Origin of the sequence: Leifsonia sp. C5G2 (genome assembly GCF_013359685.1) — a bacterium.
GTDB lineage: Bacteria > Actinomycetota > Actinomycetes > Actinomycetales > Microbacteriaceae > Leifsonia.
This window is the reverse complement of sequence record NZ_JABFMV010000001.1, coordinates 545,711-563,922: the sequence shown is the minus strand read 5'-3', so window position 1 is coordinate 563,922 and position 18,212 is coordinate 545,711. Positions and strand designations below refer to the sequence as shown.

Annotated in this window: 19 protein-coding genes; 14 read left to right on the top strand and 5 right to left on the bottom strand. The window is 68.1% G+C overall.

What is annotated here, in order from left to right:
- Positions 1-4 precede the first annotated feature (4 nt).
- Complete coding sequence (locus tag HNO83_RS02725; RefSeq protein WP_175335944.1) at positions 5-994, bottom strand: NADP-dependent oxidoreductase; 990 nt, start codon at positions 992-994, stop codon at positions 5-7.
- 130 nt (positions 995-1,124) lie between these two features.
- Positions 1,125-2,342 (bottom strand): ROK family protein, encoded by a 1,218-nt coding sequence (locus HNO83_RS02720; protein ID WP_175335943.1) that lies wholly within the window; start codon positions 2,340-2,342, stop codon positions 1,125-1,127.
- Positions 2,343-2,510: 168 nt separating this feature from the next.
- On the opposite strand from HNO83_RS02720, the gene HNO83_RS02715 reads away from it, so the two are divergent.
- Genes HNO83_RS02715 through HNO83_RS02695 form a run of 5 tightly spaced genes read left to right on the top strand, consistent with a single transcriptional unit; the run spans position 2,511 to position 7,966 of the window.
- Positions 2,511-3,638, top strand: a complete 1,128-nt coding sequence (locus HNO83_RS02715) for a Gfo/Idh/MocA family protein (RefSeq protein ID WP_175335942.1) — start codon at positions 2,511-2,513, stop codon at positions 3,636-3,638.
- Positions 3,631-4,611 (top strand): sugar phosphate isomerase/epimerase family protein, encoded by a 981-nt coding sequence (locus tag HNO83_RS02710; RefSeq protein WP_175335941.1) that lies wholly within the window; start codon positions 3,631-3,633, stop codon positions 4,609-4,611. Before HNO83_RS02715 ends, HNO83_RS02710 begins: the two co-directional genes overlap by 8 nt.
- 41 nt (positions 4,612-4,652) lie before the next feature.
- Positions 4,653-6,029, top strand: coding sequence for an ABC transporter substrate-binding protein (locus HNO83_RS02705; protein WP_175335940.1), 1,377 nt, complete (start codon positions 4,653-4,655; stop codon positions 6,027-6,029).
- Positions 6,030-6,069: 40 nt separating this feature from the next.
- Positions 6,070-7,035, top strand: a complete 966-nt coding sequence (locus HNO83_RS02700) for a carbohydrate ABC transporter permease (protein WP_175336008.1) — start codon at positions 6,070-6,072, stop codon at positions 7,033-7,035.
- A 1-nt stretch (position 7,036) separates the two neighbouring features.
- The gene (locus tag HNO83_RS02695) at positions 7,037-7,966 is read left to right on the top strand and encodes a carbohydrate ABC transporter permease (protein WP_175335939.1); all 930 of its coding nucleotides are present in this window, start codon (positions 7,037-7,039) and stop codon (positions 7,964-7,966) included.
- A 67-nt stretch (positions 7,967-8,033) separates the two neighbouring features.
- On the opposite strand, the gene HNO83_RS02690 is transcribed toward HNO83_RS02695, so the two are convergent.
- Positions 8,034-8,483 carry a DUF6326 family protein gene (locus HNO83_RS02690; protein WP_175335938.1) on the bottom strand — a complete coding sequence of 150 codons (450 nt, stop codon included), beginning with the start codon at positions 8,481-8,483 and terminating at the stop codon, positions 8,034-8,036.
- 35 nt (positions 8,484-8,518) lie between these two features.
- Positions 8,519-9,433 (bottom strand): NAD(P)-dependent alcohol dehydrogenase, encoded by a 915-nt coding sequence (locus HNO83_RS02685; protein ID WP_249776412.1) that lies wholly within the window; start codon positions 9,431-9,433, stop codon positions 8,519-8,521.
- Between the two features lie 221 nt (positions 9,434-9,654).
- Here HNO83_RS02685 and HNO83_RS02680 point away from each other — a divergent pair, with 221 nt between their 5' ends.
- Positions 9,655-10,326, top strand: a complete 672-nt coding sequence (locus HNO83_RS02680; protein WP_175335937.1) for a TetR/AcrR family transcriptional regulator — start codon at positions 9,655-9,657, stop codon at positions 10,324-10,326.
- Positions 10,327-10,347: 21 nt separating this feature from the next.
- Here HNO83_RS02680 and HNO83_RS02675 read toward each other — a convergent pair whose 3' ends face one another.
- Positions 10,348-10,713, bottom strand: coding sequence for a bleomycin resistance protein (locus HNO83_RS02675; protein WP_175335936.1), 366 nt, complete (start codon positions 10,711-10,713; stop codon positions 10,348-10,350).
- Positions 10,714-10,922: 209 nt separating this feature from the next.
- Between HNO83_RS02675 and HNO83_RS02670 the strand changes: the two genes are divergently transcribed.
- The 8 genes from HNO83_RS02670 (at position 10,923) to HNO83_RS02635 (ending at position 18,206) form a co-directional block, all read left to right on the top strand.
- Entirely contained in the window at positions 10,923-11,285 is a 363-nt protein-coding gene (locus HNO83_RS02670) for an ArsR/SmtB family transcription factor (protein ID WP_175335935.1), read from the top strand.
- The gene (locus tag HNO83_RS02665; protein WP_175335934.1) at positions 11,285-11,752 is read left to right on the top strand and encodes an SRPBCC family protein; all 468 of its coding nucleotides are present in this window, start codon (positions 11,285-11,287) and stop codon (positions 11,750-11,752) included. The genes HNO83_RS02670 and HNO83_RS02665 overlap by 1 nt, the downstream gene beginning before the upstream one ends.
- Entirely contained in the window at positions 11,740-12,306 is a 567-nt protein-coding gene (locus HNO83_RS02660; protein WP_175335933.1) for a dihydrofolate reductase family protein, read from the top strand. Before HNO83_RS02665 ends, HNO83_RS02660 begins: the two co-directional genes overlap by 13 nt.
- A 626-nt stretch (positions 12,307-12,932) precedes the next feature.
- On the top strand, positions 12,933-13,307 hold the full coding sequence (locus HNO83_RS02655; RefSeq protein ID WP_175335932.1) for a hypothetical protein: 375 nt from the start codon (positions 12,933-12,935) through the stop codon (positions 13,305-13,307).
- 171 nt (positions 13,308-13,478) lie between these two features.
- A complete protein-coding gene (locus HNO83_RS02650; RefSeq protein ID WP_175335931.1) occupies positions 13,479-14,639 on the top strand; it encodes an ROK family protein in 1,161 nt (386 codons plus the stop codon).
- Positions 14,640-14,801: 162 nt separating this feature from the next.
- A complete protein-coding gene (locus HNO83_RS02645) occupies positions 14,802-16,343 on the top strand; it encodes a GMC family oxidoreductase (protein ID WP_217498573.1) in 1,542 nt (513 codons plus the stop codon).
- Between the two features lie 28 nt (positions 16,344-16,371).
- Positions 16,372-17,187 carry an ATP-binding cassette domain-containing protein gene (locus HNO83_RS02640; protein WP_217498572.1) on the top strand — a complete coding sequence of 272 codons (816 nt, stop codon included), beginning with the start codon at positions 16,372-16,374 and terminating at the stop codon, positions 17,185-17,187.
- Positions 17,184-18,206, top strand: coding sequence for an ABC transporter permease (locus HNO83_RS02635; protein WP_175335928.1), 1,023 nt, complete (start codon positions 17,184-17,186; stop codon positions 18,204-18,206). Before HNO83_RS02640 ends, HNO83_RS02635 begins: the two co-directional genes overlap by 4 nt.
- The last annotated feature ends 6 nt before the right edge of the window (positions 18,207-18,212 follow it).

Below are 18,212 nucleotides of genomic sequence, written 5' to 3'. Positions count from 1 at the left end.
AGGGTCAGTCCCGGGCCTCTTGGACGTCGCGGGCCTTGAGGGTGCGGTAGGTGGTGACGGGATGAGTGCCGAGCACGATCTTGCCGCGGGAGTGCAGATTCTGCAGGTCGTCGTAGGCGTACTTGATCTCGTCGAGCGGGTAGAAGCCCGAGATGAGCAGCGTGAACGCGCGCTCCTCGGCCAGCTCGGACAGCCGGGCGAGCTGTGCGGTGCCGTGGGCGACAGATTCCGGGTCCTCCTGCAGCAGCTTGAGCTCGATACCGCGGCGGTCTTCGCTCGACCGGTAGCGGGCTGCCGGGACGCCGAGTGACTCGGCCAGGGCACGGCCGTCCTGGCCGAAGTTGTCGATCAGCACAGTGACCCTGCCGGGCGCCTGCTCGCGGATCCGGTCCTCGATCGCTTCTCCGTATCGCACCGGCTTGATTCCGAGCTGACGAAGGTAGTCGAAATTTCGGTCGCCGCAGGTGCCGATCACGTAAGCGCCGCGGTGCTTCGCCAGCTGCGCCTCGATGCTGCCGACGCCCCCGGCCGCGGCCGAGATCACAACGATGTCGTCGGGTCCGATCCGCAAGTCGTCCAGGGTGTCGAGCGCGGTGACGCCCGCCAGGTACAACCCGCCGGCGACTTCCCATGCCACATGCGGCGGCTTCGGTACGAGTGCGCCGACCGGTACGACGATGTGGGTCGCGTGAGCTCCGGTGCGAACATGGCCGATGACCTCGGCGCCGCGGCGGAACCGTCCGCCCTCGTCACCGGTGACGACGATCCCCGCGAAGTCGCTGCCGGAACCCCGCGGGAACGGCTCGTCGGCCCACGCCTCCTCACGACCGCTCCGGATGAAGCCGTCGATGTGGCTGATGCCGGTCGAGATCACCTCGACCAGCACCTCGTCCGGGCCGGGCTCGGGGAGGGGGCGCGTGCGCTTCTCGAGTACGTCCACGTCCCCGTTGCGGTCGTACTCGAAGACCGTGATCACCTCGGGCTTCTTCGCCATCGGATGCTCCTTCCGCCAGGGTTCGAGACCCTGGCCGAAGAATATCCCTAGCCGGGCTAGAAATTCTACGGGCTACGGTTCATGCCCTCGGATTCGACCGCTCCGGGATGCGCGTGCGTCCGAATCGCCCTCAGTTCGCGGCTGCGACCGGGCGCCGTTCTTTCGCCTGCAACGCCGCCCGAACGCCTTCGGGGCTGATGACGGCGTCCGTGGCGAGCGTCCCGGCACCGACGAGAGCCGCGTCGTCACCGGTGCGGGACGCGACGATGCTCAGGTGCTCGGTTGCTAGGGGGAGCGCGCGAGCGTAGACGACTTCGCGGATGCCCGCGATGAGGTGCTCGGCCGACTGGCCCCAATCGCCGCCGACCACGATGAGGGACGGGTTCATCAGGCTCACCGAGCCGATCAGGAGGTCACCGATGTCGCGTCCCGCCTGACGGACGGCGTAAATCGCCTCGACGACGCCGTCTGCGACCAGCACTGGGACGTCGTGGCGGTCGTCGCGCACCTCGATGCCCGCCTGGCGGATGGCGTCCGCTATAGCGGAGAGCGATGCGACCTTGGCGACGCAGCCGGTGTTGCCGCACTCGCACGGAATGCCCGCACCGCGCGGCACCGGCACGTGACCGATGTCGCCCGCGATACCCCAGCCGCCGCGCTGCAGGGCGCCGCCGGCGATGACGCCGGCGCCGAGCCCGCTGGCGGTGATCTTGATGAAGATGAGGTCGCGCTGGTCCGCAAACGCGCGGGACTGCTCGCCGAGCGCCATGAGGTTGGCGTCGTTGTCCACGAGCACCGGGACGTCCAGCCGCCGGCTGACATACCCGGGGACGTCGAAGTTGGTCCAGCCGCGCATTCCGACGGGGTTGAACGGCCGGCCAGTCTCGAACTCCACTGGACTGGGGAGTCCGACGCCGACCGCGGCGAGGTCGTGAGGCGCGCGGCCCAGATCGCGGGCGAGCTCGACGGCGGTGTCGACGCACCAGTCGAGGACGACCTCGGGGCCGTCCTCGATGTCCGCCTCGATTCGCCGCTGGGCCAGTACCCGACCGAGCAGGTCGGTGAGGCCGATCACGCGGTGGGTGTGCCCGATGTCGGCTGCGACGATGAGGCGGCTCTCCGGAACGAGCTGGAAGCGCGTCGATGGGCGGCCGCCCGTGGACTGGACCGACTCGATCGTGGCCAATCCCGCAGATCGCAGAGTCTCAACGCGGCTGTCCACGGTGGCGCGGGCCCAGCCGGTCTGCGCGCCGATCTGGGCGCGGGTGCGCGGTTCCCCGTCGCGCAATAGCCGGAGCAGGTCGGCTGCCCCGGCGCTGGCGGACGCGACGCCGCTCGATTCGGACATGTGAGCCAGTCTTCCACAAACAGCGCATAGCTCGTAGCAAAAGCGAATACGTACGGAGGAAAGTTTTGCGCAGTACTAGACAAAAGCAACCTGGGTCATCTAGAACTGGATGAACGACACCGACGGTCGAGCCCTCCCGGGCACACGCGGTGCCGGGAAAGGACACTCGTGACCACCACGACCGCTCGCGTCGGCATCATCGGCTGCGGCAACATCTCTCGCCGCTACGTCGAGGGGATGCGACGCTTCCCCCAGCTCGAGCTCGTCGGCTGCGCCGACCTCGTGCAGGAGCTGGCCGACAGCCTCGCCACCGACACTGGCATCCGCGCCTACGCCGACATCGACGGCCTGCTCGCCGACACCGACATCGACATCGTGGTGAACATCACCCCGCCGATCGCGCATGCCACCGTCACGGAGCAGGCGCTCGCGGCGGGCAAGCACGTGTACGTCGAGAAGCCGATCGCCGCGACGGTTGCCGACGCGACCGGGATGGTGGAGGCGGCCGCTCGCGAGGACCGCGTCCTCGCCTCCGCTCCGGACACCTTCCTCGGCAGCGCCGGCCAGACCGCACGCGCCGCGGTCGACGAGGGCGCCATCGGCGAGCCCATCGGTGCCGTCGCGTTCGTCACCCACTCCAAGGCGGAGACGTGGCACCCGGACCCGGGCTTCCTGTTCCGCCCGGGCGGCGGCCCCACCCTCGACCTCGGGCCGTACTACATCACCGCGCTGGTCAACCTCCTCGGCCCGGTCGCCGAGGTGACCGGCTTCTCCCGCATCGGCGCCCCGGTCCGCACCGTGACGGCTCCCGGCGCCCGCGCCGACACCATCGAGGTGACCACACCCACCCACGCCGGTGCCACCATCCGATTCGCCTCCGGCGCCATCGGGACGCTGCTGTTCAGCTTCGACGTGTGGGACCACCACCTGCCCAAGATCGAGCTCTACGGCACGGAGGGCGCGCTCGCGCTGCCCGATCCCAACGAGTACGACGGCCCCGTGCAGCTCAAGCGTCATGCGGACGCCGATTGGGCCACTCTCGAGCCGGTGCTGGAGCCGGGCGGAGCACCGGGCGATCCGGTGCAGTACCTCCGCGGTCACGGCGTCGCCGACCTCGCTGCCGCCCTCCACGGCGCGCCGCTGCGCGCGTCGGCCGAGCTGGCGTTCCACGTGCTGGAGGTCCTCGAGGCCATCGAGACTGCGTCCAGCACCTCCACCGTCGTCCCCATCGCGTCGCGGCCGTCGCGGCCCGAGCCGTCCCTCCTCAACGCAAAGGACATCGCAGCACATGCCTGAGACCCGCTTCGGCGTCGACCTCATCACCTTCTACCACCCGCAGTTCTGGGGCGTCGGCGACTACGACGAGATCGTGGAACTCCGACGCAAGGACCCGCTGGCGATGTGGGAGCGCATCCTCGACGGGATGCAGGCCGCCGGCGTCGAGCTCCTCGAGTTGACTTTCCCGCCGGCCGACTGGCACTCCGCCGTCGAGGCGTACGGCTCCGCGGTGGCGTTCCGTCAAGAGCTCGCATCGCGCGGCCTCGCTCTCAAGAGCGGCTTCCACATCGCACTCGGCTGGGGTGCGGACACCGACCCGTCGCAGGCGGCGGACGAGGCGGCGGCCTACGCCGAGTTCATCCGCGACGCGGGCGGTGACACCATGGTCGTCGGCCCGCCGATGCGCCGGTCGCGCGACGCGCAGCCTCCGCTCTTCGTGGACCACGCGTACATGTCGACGCTCGCCGACATCCTGCATCGCGTCGGCGACGCCACCGTGCGCCTCGGCGTCAAGACCGCCGTGCACACAGAGGCGCACTCGGTGTTCTGCACCCAGCGCGACGTCGACCTGCTGATGACGCTGACGGACCCGGTCTATGTCTTCATGTGCCCCGACACGGGACACCTCACGCTCTCGGGAGCGAACCCGTCGCTGGTGATGGATCACCACCGCGACCGCATGGTGCTCTCGCACTGGAAGGACGCCATCGGCGCGATGCCCCAGGTCCCGATCGACGAGAACGTGCACCTGGCGCATCGCGAGTACTTCCGCCGCGTCGGCGCAGGCTCAATCGACTGGTTCGCCTGGAACCGGCTCGTGAACGAGACCGCAGTGGCGGGCGTCACGCTGCTCGAACTGGACGCGGTGCCGGACCCCATCGGCGAGATGCGGGCCGCGCGCGAGTACATCGAGCGCGCCCTCCACAAGACCGCCGCTCCCCGCGTCGACGACCGCGAGCTCGACATCTTGACCTCGGCCGCCGCCCGGTAGCCGCTACCCGCACCACCCACCACCCCCACCGAGGAGAGACAATGCAGTCATCCCAGAGCCGCCGGCGCGTGCTGTTCGCCACCGCGGCCATCGCCTCCGCGGCGCTCGCCCTGACGGCGTGCGCCAGCGACCAGCAGGCCGCGTCCCAGCCCGGCGCCACCGCGCAGGCCGTCGGCCTCGACTCGTCGCTGTACAAGGAGGCCGTCGACCAGGCCAAGAAGATCGCCGGAGACAAGCAGCTCGGCGGCTCCATCGAGTACATCGGCCCGAACGGCGGCAACGAGGGCGCGATCCTGCAGGCCGTCTACAAAGCCTTCACCGACGCGACCGGCACGAAGGTCAACTACACCGGCACGCAGGACACCAACAACATCGTCCAGTCGCGGTCGCAGGCGGGCAACCCGCCGGCCATCGCAGACCTCAGCCTCGGCGTCGCCTCCGGTTACGCGAAGCAGGGCAAGCTGATGGACCTGTCGAAGGTGATCGGCGAGGACGAGCTGAAGGCGAACTACAACCAGTCGCTGCTCGACGGAGCCTCCGTCGACGGCAAGGTCTACGGCGTCTACCAGGGCTTCAGCAACTTCATGCTCTGGTACAACCCGGAGCAGTACACGGGCCCGAAGGACCCGACCTCCTGGAAGCAGATCACCGACTGGACGGACGCCGAGGCGGCAAAGAACACCCCGGTCTGGTGCATCGCGGAGGAGTCGGGCGCAGGCAGCGGCTTCCCGGGCGCGCAGTTCATCGAGATCCTGTTCGCCAAGAAGTACGGTCCCGACCTGCTCAAGCAGTGGGGCGACGGCGAGCTGAAGTGGACGAGCCCGGAGGTGAAGGACGCGTTCCAGATGTTCGGCTCGATCGCGGCCGACGACAAGAAGGTCTCCGGCGGTGTCACCGGCTCGCTGGCCGCCTCCATCGCCACCGGGTCGAACGGTCTGGTCGCGAAGCCCGCGACGTGCCAGGCGGATGTCTGGGGCAGCTGGGTGCCGGGCCTGATCGGCGCCGACGTGAAGGCGGGGAAGAACCTCGACTTCTATCAGGTGCCGGCGAGCGACCCGAAGTACCGGAACACCGAGATCTTCCAGACCACGGTCGCGACGGCGTTCCAGGACAACGACAAGACCCGCGCGTTCATGAAGTTCATCGAGTCCACGCCCGCACAAGCGCTGCTCGCGTCGGCCGACCACTGGACGGTCTCGAACAAGAACGTCCCGTCGGACACCTACAAGTCGACGCTGCTGCAGCGTGCCGCGAAGACCTACTTCGGCGACGACGTGACTCTGGCGACCGGCCCGAACGTCATGGCGAACGCGGCCACCAGCGCGGCCTTCTACAAGGGCGTGATCTCGTACCTGCAGAACCCGGGTTCGCTCGACTCGGTGCTGCAGACCATCCAGAAGGCGGCGGACGGCTCCTGAGCCACCGCCCTCATCCGAAAGGACGGATCCCGTGGATCTCATGACCAGCGTCCCGGCGCTCATCGTGATCGGCGCCGTCGGCATCCCCGCCGTCGTGTACCTGATGCTGGGGCTGGGGGAGCGCATCCTCTCCCGGCTGACGCCGCGTCGCGCCCACGGGGTCCGTCCCTGGGTGTGGCTGCTGGTGCCCCTGGCGGTCATCGCGCTCATCCTCGTATACCCGCTCGTCGCCACGATCGCGTACGCGTTCTTCGGCGCCGACGGGAAGGTGTGGGCGGGCCTGGCGAACTTCGCCTGGGCGTTCGGCGACCAGATGATGCAGGTGCTCGGCAACAACGTCGTCTGGCTGATCGTCTTCCCCGTCGCGACCCTCGTACTCGCGCTGATCGTCGCGGTGCTGTTCGACCGCGTGAAGTACGAGAAGCTCGCGATGACCCTCATCATCCTGCCGACAGCGATCTCGTTCACCGCGGGGTCGATCATCTGGCGGCAGATCTACTCGTACAAGCCAGGCGGCACCCCGCAGACCGGTGTGCTGAACGCCCTATGGACGGCGACCGGCGCCGCTCCCGTGCCGTGGCTGCAGACCCCGTTCGTCAACACGCTCTGCCTGATCTTCGTGGCCGTGTGGTCGAGCCTCGGCGTCGCCGCCCTCATCCTCTCGGCCGCCGTCAAGAACGTGCCGGCGGAGCTCGTCGAGGCGTCCCGTCTCGACGGCGCGGGGGAGTGGCGCATCTTCCGTTCGATCACGCTGCCCGCCATTCTGCCCGCCGTGCTCGTCGTGGTCACGACCGAGGTCATCTTCGCGCTGAAGGTGTTCGACATCGTCTATGTGATGACGAACGGCAACTTCGGAACCGACGTCATCGCCAACAAGATGTACTCCGAGCTCTTCGCGGCGAACAACCTGGGCCACGCGAGCGCGATCGCGGTCATCCTGCTGATCGTCGCGCTGCCCATCGTCATCATCAACATCCGGCAGTTCCGCGCCGAGGAGGCACGCTGACATGACGACCGCACTCGAACGCACCGCCGCCGTCACGGCCGACCCGCGCTCCGGCGCTGCGCCCCGCCCGGCGACCGTCCGCCCCCGCCGCCGCTTCCGTCTCACGTGGACGCGGCCCGTCCTCCACCTCATCGTCGTCGTCTTCATGGTGGTCTGGTTCACCCCCGTGCTGTCGCTCTTCGTGACCAGTGTGCGCACCCAGTCGGACACCGCGGCGAACGGCTGGTGGAACGCCTTCGTCCAGCCGCTCTTCACCGGCTACAACTACCAGCAGGCGATGAGCGTGATCGGTGTCGGGGGAAGCCTCGCGACGTCGCTCGCCATCGCCGTTCCGGTCACCGTGCTCACCACCGTACTGAGCGCGCTGGGGGCGTATGCCCTGACACGCATGCGCTTCGCGGGGCGCACCATCCTGTCGCTCGTCCTCGTCGCGATGCTCGTCATCCCGCCGCAGGTGACCCTCGTCCCCATGCTGCGATTCTTCAACGCGACCGGGCTGCAGGGCACGATTCCGTCGGTCTGGATCTACCAGGTCGGCTTCACCATCCCGTTCGGCATCTTCCTGCTCCGAGGCTTCATGGCCTCCATCCCGCAGGAGCTGTTCGAGTCGGCCGCGCTCGACGGTGCCGGCGCGTTGCGGGTGTTCCGCTCGGTGGTGCTGCCGCTGTCCATCCCGGTGATGGCGTCACTCGCGATCATGCAGTTCCTGTGGTCGTGGAACGACCTCCTCATCCCACTGATCTTCCTCGGCGGCTCGGACATGAGCGCGCCGATCACGGTGCAGGTGGCCGGCCTTGTGCAGTCCAACGGACAGGGGGAGTCGCTGGTCATGGCGGCGACGTTCGTCTCCATCCTCGTCCCGCTCGTTCTCGTGGTCTCGCTGCAGCGGTACTTCGTCCGTGGCGTCCTGGGCGGCGCTGTCAAGGGCTGAAGTCGCGCGATCGAAAAGACATCATCCTGACCTTACGATCAGCCGCCGTTTCGTCGTCTGTCCTGCTTCAGAGCATCTCGGAGCGACGCGGGACTGCCATCCACGCCCATCGCACGATGAGGACGAGGAGAGCAAGTTCGGCGCCGATGGAGAGTGCGTAGAAGGGCAGCCATTCGGCGGTGGCCCCAGCGACATTGAAGACCGTGAACGGTGCATAGAGCGTGGCGACGACGGTGTTCACGATGCGATTCCCCCGGGGAGGCAGGATGACGGAGAGCGCGACCATCAGCGCGGGGATCATGACCGAGGCCAGTATCCCCGTGAGCAGGGGAGGGGTGACCTCGAACCGCCAGATTCGGCCGTCGAGGATTTCTGCGACGACGTCAGGCTTGTAGAAGTTGAGGACGTCCACGTAGACATAGAGGAACATGAAGCTCGTCCACGCGGCGGCGATCTTTGCCGGGAGCGGGATGGTCGCGCGGCCGAGGGTGGGCTGGGTCTGATGGGTGAGGGACACGGTGGTTTCTCCTGGGTTGTGGTGTGGAATCGCCGTCAGAGGGTGACGACGACTTTGCCGCGCGTGTGGCCGGCGGCTACGTGGCGGAGGGCTTCCGCGGCCTCTGCGAGCGGGTAGGTGCGGTCGATCACCGGAGTGATGCGGCCGCTTGAGAGCATCGCTGCAAGGGCGAGCAGGTCGTCGCGCGTGCCCAGCGAGGTGAAGGGCCTCAGCCGCTGCCGCGTCAGTGCCGATCGCAGGCGCCCGGCGACGATGCGGCCCAGTGGCCCGATCCAGCGGCCGCCGTTCCCGCTGTTCGGGATGAGGGTTCCGGCCGGGGCGAGGATCCGGCGCATGGCTGCAAGCGGCTGCGCCTCGACGTTGTCGAGGATGGCGTCGTAGCGCGCGCCGCTGGTGGTGACATCGGTCGTTTCGTAGTCGATGACGTGACGCGCCCCGAGGGAGCGGACCAGCTCGACGTTTCGGCTGCTGCACACGCCCGTCACATCGGCTCCGAGTGCGGCGGCGATCTGCACGGCGAAGGATCCGACGCCGCCGGACGCGCCGGTGACCAGGACTGTCTGGCCGGGCAGTACCTTCGCGATATCGCGGATCGCCTGCAGCGCTGTCATCGCCGAGGTGGGTACCGCCGCCGCCTGGTCCGCAGGGAGGTGGTCCGGGATGAGCGCCAGGTTGTCCTGAGGTACCCGGGCGTACTCGGCGAGCGACCCCGTGGTGGTCCAACCGAAGACGCGATCGCCGACGCGCAGCGAGTCGATGTCCCGGCCGATGGCTTCGACCACTCCGGAGAGGTCCATGCCGGGGGTCTGGCGCCGCGGCCGGCGAAGTCCGAACGCCAGCCGGACGATGTGCGGCCGCCCCGTCATGATGAAGACGTCGCCGGGATGCACGGAGGCGGCCTGAAGCTTCACCAGCACCTCGCGTGGGCCCGGCGAGGGGACATCGATCATCGCCGATTCGAGCACGTCCGGTCGGCCGTATCGCCGCTGAATCAGGGCGCGCATCCTCTCCGGCGGGATCGTCGTGCCCCCACCAGCGGAGCGCCGCGTCGCGAGATCCATCATCGTCGTCCTTTCCACCTCGGCGCTTCGTACGCCGTACGTCGTACAACGTACTATGGAGCGTACGCTGTACGATTGTCAATACTTCAGATCGAGGGAATGGGGAATCGATGGCGCGACCAGGTCAGTCTGCGACCGAGACCCCGGGTCTCAGCCGGGAGCGAGTGGTGGCCGAGGCGATCCGCATAGCCGATCGCGACGGCGTCGACGGCCTGAGCATGCGGGGGCTGGCCGCAACGTTGGGCGCGGGTGCCATGTCGCTTTACCACTACGTCAAGAACAGGGATGAGCTGCTGGATGCGATGGTCGACGTCGTCTTCGACGAGATCGAGCTGCCGCCGCTCGACGTCGACTGGCGGACGGGGATGCGGGTGGAGGCCATGTCTGCGCGCCAAGTCCTGGCGCGCCACCCGTGGGCGATCAGTCTGATGGAGTCGCGGACGACTCCGGGGCCGGCGAATCTGCGACACCGGGAGGCCGTGACCGCGTGCCTGCGCCGAGGAGGCTTCTCGGTGATCATGGCGACTCACGCGAACTGGCTGATCAACAGCCACGTCTACGGGTACGCCCTGCAGCAGGCGACTCTTCCCTTCGCCACGGCCGATGAGCTGGCGGACATGACTGCGGAGGTGTACCTCCCGCAGCTACCTCCCGACGAGTTCCCCTACCTGAACGAGTCCGGCGCCCACCTCATGAGCATCCGCTACGACCCCTTCCAAGAGTTCTCGTTCGGCCTGGACCTCGTCCTGGACGCCCTCGAAGGCCGCCGCACGTCGGCCTGACGCAGGCACCTCCGCTTCGCGTCAGGGGGTGTTCTCGATGAGATGCAGCTGCGTCCCGTCGGGATCGATGAGGAATCCTGCTCGTTGCCCCCACGGTTGCAGCCGAACGGGATGCAGCCGCGGCGCCCCGAACGACTTCTCTTCCACTCCCGCGTCCTTGATCTGCTGATACAGCGCGTCCACGTCGTCGACCCGGACACTGCACATGAAGGAGCTCTCCCCGGGCATGAGATCGGGATGAGGGAAGAACTCCAGCTGAATCCCCCCTCGGCGCAGGATCAGCCAGTCCTCGTGACGATAGGTGACCTCGAACCCGAACCCGCCGTAGAAGGCGATCGTGTCATCGAATCTTCGAGACGGAAGATTGGGTGCCGCGCTGTCCGCCATTTCGGCAGCTTAGCGAGTCGCGTGCTTTTACTGCACGGTCGAGAGCGGACCGCGACGGTGGCGTCATTTGGACGCGTGTCGTGACGACGAGCTGGTGAGACATTCCCGGCGTATGACTCAGTCGGAAGTCCGCGCAGCATTGGTCAGGGCTTGACCGCCCCACCCGCATCCATTACGTTTAACGACATGGTTAAACGATCGGACCCCGCATGACGGCAACCGACGAACTGAGCCTCGTCTTCTCTGCCCTGGCGGACCCGACCAGGCGTGCGATCCTCGCTCGACTGGTGGACGGCGAGGCGACGGTGACGGAACTCACCGCGCCTCTGAAGATCTCGATGCCCGCCGTATCCCGCCACCTCAAGGTTCTGGAGCATGCGTCCCTCATCTCGAGGTCGCAGGTCGGCAAGTGGCGCGCGAGCCGGCTGGAAGCTGCCCGGCTCCGCGACGCCGCCGAGTGGATCGGACGGTACAAGCGGTTCTGGGATGCCTCGCTGGATCGTCTCGAGCATCACCTGGCGGAAGCGCTCGACGAGGACGGCGCACCGGGCCCGCAGGCGAGGGCTGAGTGATGCGGCTCGGCGACGCTCCGATCCACATCGACCGCGTCTTCGACGCACCGCGCGCACTCGTCTACCGGGCATTCACCGACCCGGATCAGCTGGCGGCATGGTGGGGTCCGATCGGCAACTCGATCGACCGCGACGAGATGGATTTCGACGTCCGTCCGGGAGGGCATCAGCGCTGGGTCGAGCGCGTGGCCTCGGACCCGGAGGCCCGGATCCACGTGCACATCGAACTGATCGACGTGCGTGCAGATGAACTCATCGACGGTGTGATGCACGTCTCCGGTACACGCCGCGACGGCTTTGCACCGTTCGAGAGCCGCTTCGTCGTCGAGTTCCACGACGAAGGCCTCCGCCGCACTCGTCTCGACATACGTCAGTGGCTACCTGCCGACCTCGCCCGGCCAGCCGAGAAGGGCTGGCTCGAGGCATTCCAAACCCTCGAACAGGAGGTCTCGAAATGGGAAGACTGATCTACCCGACCAACGTCTCGCTGGACGGATACATCGAGGACGAGAGCGGAGGATTCACCTTCTACCCGATCGACGAGGAGGTCTTCGCCGTCCATACCGAGCTGATGCGTTCGACCAGCCTCCACCTCTACGGGCGGCGCCTCTACGAGAACATGGCGGTGTGGGAGACGGATACCGACCTCGCCGCGCAGTCGCCCGCGTTCTCCGCCTTCTCGGCGGCCTGGCAGGCGCCGGAGAAGATCGTCTTCTCGACGACGCTCGCCGCGGCCACGACAGCCCGAACCCGAATCGAACACGAGTTCGTCCCGGCCGCCGTCCGCGCGCTGAAGGCGGCTGCAGGCGGAGACCTGATCATCGGCGGGGCCGACCTCGCCGCACAGGCCTTCGAAGCCGGTCTGATCGACGAGGTCCAGCTCTACGTCCTGCCGGTGATCCTGGGAGGCGGTAAGCCGGGACTGCCGCGCGGGGTCCGGAGCGACCTCGAGCTGGTCGAGGCCCGGCAGCTCGGCCGGGGAGTCGTCCGACTGCGGTACACCGTCCCTGCCGACTCGTAGGATGCACCGGAATCTCCGGTACCCGCTCCATTCTGATGAGCGAGTCGATGGCATCGGTTGGCTCGTAGGTAGTATCACTCCGAGTTTCGGAGAACGAGACGGATGTGATCCATGAATTGGACACACTCTCAGAAGAAAGGGGTGATTGAGGATGAGTCCAGTGGTCGAATATCCGCGGAATTCCGCAGGATGTATCAGCCGTTCAGTGTTCGGGGGCTCTTCGTTGCCCGGCCGCGTCGCCCGGTTGCGTCGGGCCCTCGCTGAGGTGTCGACTCCTCAGCTCCGAAATCATCGTGTCCATCGACATGTCGTCCACGTCGGCCGTCCGCGCCCTCCTATCACCTCACAGAGGCTGCACCCGGAAGCGCCGAAGGGCTGCACCTGATCACGGACGACATCGCCGCCACCCGGGACGAGCTCATCGGCCGCGGGGCCGAGGTCAGCGAGCTCTGGCACGACGCCGACGGCGTGTTCCACTGGGCCGGGGATGCGAACCGCGTCGTCGGGGCGCATCCCGCAACCGACAGCTATGGGACGTACGCATCCTTCCCCGACTCGGAAGGCAACCGCTGGACGATCCAGCAGGTCGTCACCCGGGCGCCGGGACGCTGGGAAGGGACCGGACCATGAGCCGCCTCGACCGGATCCTCGGCCCTCGGCTGGACCTCGAACCGGACCCCGCACCCTCCTTCTCGCGTGCCGACCTCCGGGCGGTCGAGCGCTACGAAGGACTGCTCGGCAGCCGTCCGCGGACACTCGAGACGGCGTACGTCGAGGCGTTCGAGCGCCTCACGCCGACCCAGATGCAGCTGCACTTCGACCGGGTCACCCGCCGTCTCGCTGTGGCGCCGGCGCGTGGCCGGACGGAAAGCGGTCCGGTCGCTTGGACGTGCTCGGGGTGTCTCAGCTGGCTCGCGACCTTCGCGCCCGCCGCGGCAGGCTGGATCGTCTGGAGCGGCGGGTACCTCGGCGAGCCAGGCTTCACGGCCCCTTCGCGTTGATTCGGCATCGAACGCTGCAGTGGCCGTCGAAAGGAGTTCGCTTGCAGGTTCCGGGCTCGGCCTTCAGACTCCCGGATTTCAAGAGCCGCGACTTGGTCCTGAAGTGCCTCAACGGTCGTACGGCCACGCACCCCGCAGTTTTGTATGCTTGAAAACAAAAGGGGGTGTGGTGTGCCGACGCCGATTCTGGGCTCGACAGCAGCGGGCCGGCTGCTCGCGGCCCTGTTCATGCACGGGTCGATGACGCGGTCGAACGCCACTGCGCTCGCGGGGCTGGCCCGGAGTGCCGCCGGCCGAGCCGTCGAGGATCTCGGAGGTCTCGGGCTCCTCGAGTCCTCGCCTCCAGTGCCGCCGGGGACGAGGGGGCGGCCGTCGTCGTTCCTGGTGCCGCGCAGCTCAGGGGCGGGGGTGGTCGCCGGGGTGCTCGGGCGCGACGGCATCACTCTGGCCATCATCGACCTAGCTCACGCGACGCGCTTCCGGGCCGAGCGACGGTTCGATGTGGCGGCAGAGGCGCCCTCCAGCACCCTCAAGATCCTGGGCGGATTCCTCCGCGAGACCATCGACAGCTCAACGCTTCCGATCGTAGGGGTCGGGCTGTCCGTGCCTGGAATCTTCAACCAGCAGACCGGCTACGCCCAGGCCCTGCTCCCGATCGGCTGGCGCAACGTCGAGATGACGCGCTCCCTGGAGCGATGGCTCCCGCCCGGCGTGCCGCTGCAGGTCGCCCATGATGCGACACTGGCGGCGCTCGCCGAGTTCCGCTGGGGGGCCGGCAGGGGCGCTCAACGGTTGCTCTTCCTGACTGGACAACGGGTGGGGGTCGGTTCGGCGCTCATCCTCGCCGACGAGCAGGCCGGCCGCTCCGACCACTCGCTCCAGGCCGGTCACCTGCTGGTGGAGCCCGACGGCCCGACGTGCAGCTGCGGTGCCCGCGGGTGCCTGGAGCTGTTCGTGGACGGCCGCGCGATCGCGCGGGCCCTGGGCAGAGACCCGCGCTCGACGACGGAGGAGCTGCTGAAGGTCCTCGAGGATGAAGACGACGACGAGGTCTTCGACGACGTGGTCAAGCATCTCGAGACGGGTTTGATCAGTCTCGCGAACACGCTCGCCCCCGACCGCATCGTCCTCTCCGGACTACTCGCCGCCCTCGCCTCGCGCTTCCAGGGACCCCTCTCCCGGGCGCTCGGGACCTCCGTCGTCGCGCAGCTCGACCCGATCGAGCTGGAGGCGTCCACACTTGCCGACGACGTCCTGGTTGGGGCGGCCGAGCTCGCCTTCGAGCCCCTCCTCCGGGACCCGGAAGCCACCGTTCGCGGAATCGCGGCCTGACACCCTCGCCACTGCGCGCAGATCGAACGGCGATTGTTACAACCTCGTTTCCCCGCTTGACGTACGTGTGGCCGTCAATTTATTCTTCCCAGAACAAATTACTTTCCGGGAGGACAGATGGGCGAGGAAGCTCGAACGGCACAGGGGCGGCGGATCATCGTCGTGGGCGGCGGAACCGCGGGCTGCATCGTCGCAGCGCGACTCAGCGAGGACGCTCGTGCCGAGGTCATGGTGCTCGAGGCCGGTGTCGACTATCCGACCCTCGACGAGACGCCCGCCGGGGTGCTCGACGCCAAGTACGTGCCGATGCGGGGCCACGCTCCGGAGGTGGACCCGAAGCACGACTGGGGCCTCACCATAGAAATGGCGGGCACGACCATCGTGGTGCCGCAGGCCAAGCTGATCGGCGGCGGCTCGGCGATCAACGGAGCGATCGCGCTTCGCGGGGCATCGGCCGACTACCGCGAGTGGGCCGAAGCGGGCAACCCCGAGTGGGACTTCGAAGCCGTGTCGGACACGTTCCGCCGGCTTGAGAGCGACACGGCCGAGGACGCGGTCAACCACGGTGACGCGGGGCCGTTCCCGATCACCCGTGCGACCGACGACGAGCTCGCCCCGCTGCAGCGCGCCTTCCTCGAGGCGGCCCAGTCGGTGGGCGCACAGCCGGTCGCCGACTTCAACGCTCCGGACGTGGAGGGTGTCGGGCGTGTGCCGCAGGCGAGGGTCGGAGGCACGCGCGTGTCGACTGCGCTCTCCTACCTCAACCCCGTGCGGGATCGTCCGAACCTCGAGGTCCGGGCCGAGGCGGAGGTCGCCCGGGTGCTGTTCGACGGCGACCGCGCGTACGGGGTCGAACTGCTCGACGGCAGCGTGCTCGAGGCCGACGAGGTCATCCTGAGTGCGGGCGCGATCGCCACCCCGGCCATCCTGCAGCGATCCGGTGTCGGTCCGCGGGCTCTCCTGGAGTCCCACGGCATCGAGGTCGTCGCCGATCTTCCGGTGGGGGAGAACCTCGCGGATCACTGCTGCGTGCCCCTGCTCGCACCGCCCGTCGCCGATGCCTGGAGGCCCTCCGACTTCAGCCTGCAGACCGCCTGGCGCTACTCGACCGACGTGCAGCCGGGCACGCTCGACGCCCAGCTGACCATGTTCAGCTATCTCGACGCCCGCACGAACGATGAGGGCGGCCGCGGCATGGCGGGATCGGCGAACGACGGCATCGCGAACGTGGCCGGCGTCGGTTGCGTGATCAACAAGCCGCGATCGGTCGGCCGGGTGGCCATCCGCTCGTCGGCGCCCGGAGTGATGCCGGCTGTCGACCCGGACTACCTCTCGGCCGAGGTCGACATGGCCGTGATGAAGCAGATCGTGCGAGACGGGTGGCGGGTCGTCACCGCATCGCCCCTGGCGGAGATGCTCGGTACGCCGATCGGCGTGGACGAGCGGATCATCGCCGACGACGCGGCCCTCGAACGCTTCATCACCGACACGGTGGCGTCGGGCTACCACTTCACCGGAACGGCGAAGATGGCCGACCGCGAGCACGGCGGCGTCGTCGACCAGCACGGAAACGTCTACGGCGTATCGAATCTTCGGGTCGTCGACGCGTCGATCCTGCCGACGATCCCTGCAGCCAATCCGATGCTCGCGATCGTGATGGCCGCCGAGCACATCATGGCCGCCGAGCACGTCTCGGCCGCGTGAGCCGGCCAGTGAACGGAGAACGATGACGGTGGGCACTGCAGTCCTGGAGGCGGAAGGCCTCATCAAGTCCTACGGCCACGTCGAAGCCCTGCGCGGGGCGAGTCTGAAGCTCTACCCCGGCGAGGTCGTCGCGCTGGTCGGCGACAATGGGGCCGGGAAGTCGACCCTGATGAAGGTCCTGTCGGGGGCTGTCCGCCCTGACAGAGGGGTCATCCGGATCGGGGGAGTGGAGGTGGGGAGCGATCCCGCCTACAAGGCCCAGGATCATGGCATCGACACGGTCTACCAAGACCTGGCGCTCGCCCCGGACCTGACCCTCTCCGAGAACATCTTCCTCGGTCGCGAGCGGGTGAGAGGCGGCTTGCTCGGCGCACTCGGAATGCTCGATCGAGGTGGCATGCGCGCCGCCGCCGCTGCCGCGCTCTCGCAGCTGTCGGTGAAGATGCCCGGCCCCGGCACTCCGATCGGGACGCTGTCCGGCGGACAGAAGCAGGCCGTGGCAATCTCGCGGAGCGTGATGTGGGCCGACCGCGGCGTGTTCATGGACGAGCCGACGGCCGCTCTCGGCGCACGTCAGACCGAGATCGTCTGCGACACGATCCGGGACTGCGCAGAGCGAGGGCTGGGTGTGCTCGTCATCTCCCACGACCTCCCGCGGATGCTCACCCTCGCGCACCGCTTCCTGATCATGCGCCACGGCCAGGTGGCCGCCAACCTGACCGCGGCCGAGGCGACGATGCCGAGGATCCTGGGCGCAATGCTGGGCGAGGACGTGCCGACGGAGGCCTGGCGGTCGACGACCGGCGACCAGCAGCTCGACGCCGACGAGGAGGAGGAACGATGACCGCAAGCACACCCACGCTGCCCGCGACGCGGATGCAGGCTCTCCGAGGCTCGACGACCTTCTGGATCGCGGTCGTCAACGTGATCGCCATCGCAACCTTCGCCTTCGCGTCGCCGAACTTCCTCCAGCCGGGCAACATCCAGAACATCCTGTTCGGCGGTTCCCAGATCCTGCTCCTCGCCGCCGGCATGTCCCTTCTGCTCGGCGCGGGAGAGCTCGACATCTCCCTGGGTTCGAATGTGGTCGTCTCGTCCGTCGTCGGCGCCAAGGTCATGGTGGCCGTGGCGGGCGCGCCGGACCCGGCCGCAGCACACCAGCCGGACGCGACGCTCGCCATCCTCCTCGGGGCGCTCGCCTCGGTCGCCGCCGGGCTGATCTTCGGGGCGGTCAACGGATTCCTCGTGGCCAGGCTCGGCCTCAGCTCGTTCATCGCGACGCTGGGCATGCTCGGGGTCGGGGCCGGCTTCGCGCTGGTCATTTCGAACGGTACGAACGTGGTGAACATCCCGCCGGCCGTGCAGGAGAACTTCGGCCTGCTCACCTTCTACGGGCTGCCGGTGCCGGCGATCCTGGTCGCGGTCATCGTGGTGCTGCTCTGGTTCTTCCTCACCAAGACGCGCTTCGGCGTGCGGGTGCTCGCGATCGGGTCCTCGCGCCAAGCGGCGGACCGGGTGGGCATCCGGAGCCGACGCTACGTGTTCGGGCTCTTCGTCCTGCTCGGCGGGCTGGCAGGGCTCGCCGGGTTCGTCGACGTCAGCCGGTTCGCGACGACCAATCTGAGCGGGCACACCGACACCGCGCTGGCCGCCATCGCCGGGGCCGTGATCGGAGGGGCCAGCCTCTGGGGTGGTCGTGCCTCCATCCCGGGCGCGGTGCTCGGAGCCCTCCTCGCCGTGGTCCTCCAGAACGGGCTCGTGATCGTGGGCCTTCCCGTCTTCTATCAGCAGATCGCGGTCGGCGCCGTGTTGATCGTCGCCGTGTACATCGACATCCGCAGTTCCAAGCGCTCCACCTCGTGAAAGGAA

Excerpts from the sequence above, each read along its gene's own strand:
- HNO83_RS02725 (WP_175335944.1), bottom strand. The coding sequence starts at position 994 with ATGGCGAAGAAGCCCGAGGTGATCACGGTCTTCGAGTACGACCGCAAC.
- HNO83_RS02720 (WP_175335943.1), bottom strand. The coding sequence starts at position 2,342 with ATGTCCGAATCGAGCGGCGTCGCGTCCGCCAGCGCCGGGGCAGCCGAC.
- HNO83_RS02710 (WP_175335941.1), top strand. The coding sequence starts at position 3,631 with ATGCCTGAGACCCGCTTCGGCGTCGACCTCATCACCTTCTACCACCCG.
- HNO83_RS02705 (WP_175335940.1), top strand. The coding sequence starts at position 4,653 with ATGCAGTCATCCCAGAGCCGCCGGCGCGTGCTGTTCGCCACCGCGGCC.
- HNO83_RS02700 (WP_175336008.1), top strand. The coding sequence starts at position 6,070 with ATGACCAGCGTCCCGGCGCTCATCGTGATCGGCGCCGTCGGCATCCCC.
- HNO83_RS02695 (WP_175335939.1), top strand. The coding sequence starts at position 7,037 with ATGACGACCGCACTCGAACGCACCGCCGCCGTCACGGCCGACCCGCGC.
- HNO83_RS02685 (WP_249776412.1), bottom strand. The coding sequence starts at position 9,433 with ATGATCGATGTCCCCTCGCCGGGCCCACGCGAGGTGCTGGTGAAGCTT.
- HNO83_RS02680 (WP_175335937.1), top strand. The coding sequence starts at position 9,655 with ATGGCGCGACCAGGTCAGTCTGCGACCGAGACCCCGGGTCTCAGCCGG.
- HNO83_RS02675 (WP_175335936.1), bottom strand. The coding sequence starts at position 10,713 with ATGGCGGACAGCGCGGCACCCAATCTTCCGTCTCGAAGATTCGATGAC.
- HNO83_RS02670 (WP_175335935.1), top strand. The coding sequence starts at position 10,923 with ATGACGGCAACCGACGAACTGAGCCTCGTCTTCTCTGCCCTGGCGGAC.
- HNO83_RS02665 (WP_175335934.1), top strand. The coding sequence starts at position 11,285 with ATGCGGCTCGGCGACGCTCCGATCCACATCGACCGCGTCTTCGACGCA.
- HNO83_RS02660 (WP_175335933.1), top strand. The coding sequence starts at position 11,740 with ATGGGAAGACTGATCTACCCGACCAACGTCTCGCTGGACGGATACATC.
- HNO83_RS02655 (WP_175335932.1), top strand. The coding sequence starts at position 12,933 with ATGAGCCGCCTCGACCGGATCCTCGGCCCTCGGCTGGACCTCGAACCG.
- HNO83_RS02635 (WP_175335928.1), top strand. The coding sequence starts at position 17,184 with ATGACCGCAAGCACACCCACGCTGCCCGCGACGCGGATGCAGGCTCTC.